The sequence below is a fragment of the Dietzia sp. CQ4 genome (assembly GCF_014145125.1).
Classification (GTDB): domain Bacteria; phylum Actinomycetota; class Actinomycetes; order Mycobacteriales; family Mycobacteriaceae; genus Dietzia; species Dietzia natronolimnaea.
The window spans coordinates 1-2,867 of sequence record NZ_JAALDZ010000124.1 but is presented as its reverse complement, the minus strand read 5'-3'; the positions used below and the strand labels follow the sequence as shown (position 1 = coordinate 2,867).

Below are 2,867 nucleotides of genomic sequence, written 5' to 3'. Positions count from 1 at the left end.
GGGGCGACTCCACGGGCCGCGCGGAGCCGCCACAGGACCCCCGCGGTGCCGCAGCGGTCGCGCCGCAGAGCCGCCACGGTGCCGCCACTGTGCCGCCACCGGGTGGCGGCGTCGGTCGCAATGTTACGTCGGCGCCGGATGCGTTGTTCCAATCGCAACCACCCGGTAACGGACCGACACGCAGCGGTAACGGTCCGGGCGTGTACTCGCTGCCATGTCATCGGAACCCGTCCGGTGACCCCGTCCCCGAGGAGCCCACAGTGCCCGAGTTCGACGCCACCATCACCGAGAACATCGCCGCCTCCCTCAAGGAGATCCCGCACCCGTCCCTACCCAAGGGCACCAGCATCTACGGCGGCACCAAGATCTTCCCGGACTACAAGGCCGAGGAGGGGGAGTCGTACTTCACGCTCGTCCACGGGATCGCCCACGAGTCCTCCGTCTCCTTCGTCGCCGTCCTCCAGGCCACCCGCGCCCTGCGCAAGGGTTTCGAGTCTGCCATCTACTTCTACGGCCCCGGCGCGATCAACTGCCTGGCCACCCGCGGATTCCCGACCACCGGGGACTCCGGCTTCCCCGGCGAGCAGAACATCAACGAGTCCCTCGAGTCGTTCATCTCCGAGGGCGGAACCGTGTTCTGCTGCCGCTTCGGGCTCGGTCTCCACGGCGGTCGCGAGGAGGACCTGATCGAGGGCGTGATCCCCGCGCACCCGCTCGACGTGCAGGACGCCCTGATCCACTACGCCCGTAAGGGCGCCATCATCAACTCGACCTACATGGTCTGATGCCATGACGACCATCGGCTCGGTCGCCGCCAACTTCGGCCGCGACCTCGAGGAGAACTACCGGACCATCGCCCACTACACGGAGATCGCCCGCGAGAGCGGCGTCGACTTCCTGGTCTTTCCCGAGGCCGCCATCGGGGGCTACCTCTCCAGCCTCGGAAACCACGGCGACACCACGCCCACGTCCCGGTCGCTGCCCCCCGCCATCCGGCTCGACGGCCCCGAGATCGCGCGGGTGCAGGAGATCATCGGAGACCTGGTGGTGGCCATCGGGTTCTGCGAGCTCGACGACGACGGGGTGAGCCGCTACAACGCGGCCGCCGTCCTCGACGGAGCCCGTGTCTACGGCACCTACCGCAAGGTGCACCAGCCCCTCGGGGAGAACATGTCCTATGCCTCCGGCGGCGACTACCGGGTGTTCGACACCCCGGTCGGCCGGGTGGGCCTGCAGATCTGTTACGACAAGGCGTTCCCCGAGGCCGCGCGCGTCATGGCACTGCAGGGCGCCGAGATCATCGCCTCCCTGTCCGCGTGGCCGGCGGCACGCACCGCGACCGCCGCCAACCTCCAGGAGGACCGCTGGACCTACCGGTTCAACCTCTTCGACTCCGCCCGGGCCCTGGACAACCAGGTGTTCTGGGTGGCCTCCAACCAGGCGGGGACGTTCGGGTCCCTGCGGTACGTCGGCAACGCCAAGATCGTCGATCCCGGCGGGAACGTCCTGGCCACCACCACCCTCGACGAGGGCCTGGCGGTCGCCGAGGTCGACGTGGCGGGGACCTTCGCGGCCATGCGCGCCGGGATGTTCCACCTGCGCGATCGGCGCCCCGACGTGTACGGATCACTGGTCGAGGTCAGTGATCGGGCCGACGAGAGGACGCTCGCCAGTGCCTGAGATGAGCTTCGCCGTCCGGTGGCCCGACGGGACGGTCCGGGACTACTACTCCCCCAGCCTGGTGATCCACGACCACCTCACCGTGGGCGACCGTCTGAGCGTGGCCGAGTTCCACCGCCGGGCCACCGACGGGCTCACCGAGGCGGGCGAGCGGGTCCGCGAACGCTACGGCTTCCTGTGCGGCTCGGCGGCGGACACCGCCGCACGGGTGGCCTCCGCGTCCCGGGCCCACCCCGGGGATGCCCTCGTCGAGGTCGTCTCCATGCACCCCCCGCTGCCCTTCACGTCCCAGCCCTCCCCCTCCCCGGCCCCCCAGGAGCACCCATGAACCCCACGCAGGTCTCCCCCGGCTCCCATGTCCCGGTGCTCGTCATCGGCGGCGGCCAGGCCGGTCTCTCGGTGAGCCATCACCTCGGTACGGCGGGCGTCGGCCACCTGGTAGTGGAGAAGCAGACCGCCGTCCACGCCTGGGCCGACACCCGGTGGGACTCGTTCACTCTCGTCACGCCCAACTGGCACTGCAGGCTGCCGGGCTACCACTACGAGGGCCCCGATCCCGACGGGTTCATGACCCGCGACCAGGTGGTCGAGTGGCTGCACGGCTGGCTGGAGACCTTCGCCCCGCCGCTCGCCGAGCACACGGCCGCCACCCGGCTGCGCCGGACCGGCACCGGCTTCGAGGTGACCCTCGCCGGCCCGGTCGGCGAGCGGACGGTCACCGCGGACGAGGTGGTGGTGGCCACCGGCGGCTACCCGGTCCCCGTGATCCCGCCCTACGCCTCGTTCCTCGACCCCTCCGTGACGCAGCTGCACTCCGAGCAGTACCGCAACCCCGACCAGCTGGCCGAGGGCGCGGTCCTGGTGGTGGGGTCCGGCCAGTCCGGAGCTCAGATCGCCGAGGACCTGCACCTCGCCGGTCGCCGGGTCCACCTGGCGGTGGGCAACGCCCCGCGCGTCGCCCGGTTCTACCGGGGCCGGGACTGCATGACCTGGCTCGCGGACATGGGGTTGTACGACACCCCGGCACAGCAGTACCCCGGCGGTAAGGCCGCGCAGGAGAAGACCAACCACTACGTCACGGGCCGCGACGGCGGGCGGGACGTGGACCTGCGGCGATTCGCCGCCGAGGGAATGCGGCTCTACGGCACGCTCACCTCGGGCCGGGACTCCGGGCTGCGCTTCGCCCC

At 70.9% G+C, this 2,867-nt stretch carries 4 protein-coding genes; all 4 read left to right on the top strand.

Features of this window, described 5'->3' with window-relative positions:
* Window positions 1-260: 260 nt before the first annotated feature.
* Window positions 261-785: an MSMEG_0572/Sll0783 family nitrogen starvation response protein gene (locus G6031_RS07805; RefSeq protein WP_179525783.1), complete on the top strand. Its 525-nt coding sequence runs from the start codon at window positions 261-263 to the stop codon at window positions 783-785.
* Window positions 786-789: 4 nt separating this feature from the next.
* Complete coding sequence (locus tag G6031_RS07800; protein ID WP_182652937.1) at window positions 790-1,680, top strand: carbon-nitrogen hydrolase family protein; 891 nt, start codon at window positions 790-792, stop codon at window positions 1,678-1,680.
* Window positions 1,673-2,008 carry an MSMEG_0570 family nitrogen starvation response protein gene (locus G6031_RS07795; RefSeq protein WP_182652936.1) on the top strand — a complete coding sequence of 112 codons (336 nt, stop codon included), beginning with the start codon at window positions 1,673-1,675 and terminating at the stop codon, window positions 2,006-2,008. The genes G6031_RS07800 and G6031_RS07795 overlap by 8 nt, the downstream gene beginning before the upstream one ends.
* Window positions 2,005-2,867 (top strand): NAD(P)-binding domain-containing protein (locus G6031_RS07790; protein ID WP_182652935.1); only part of this gene is annotated, 863 nt, incomplete at its 3' end. The genes G6031_RS07795 and G6031_RS07790, both read left to right, overlap by 4 nt.

Excerpts from the sequence above, each read along its gene's own strand:
- G6031_RS07800 (WP_182652937.1), top strand. The coding sequence starts at position 790 with ATGACGACCATCGGCTCGGTCGCCGCCAACTTCGGCCGCGACCTCGAG.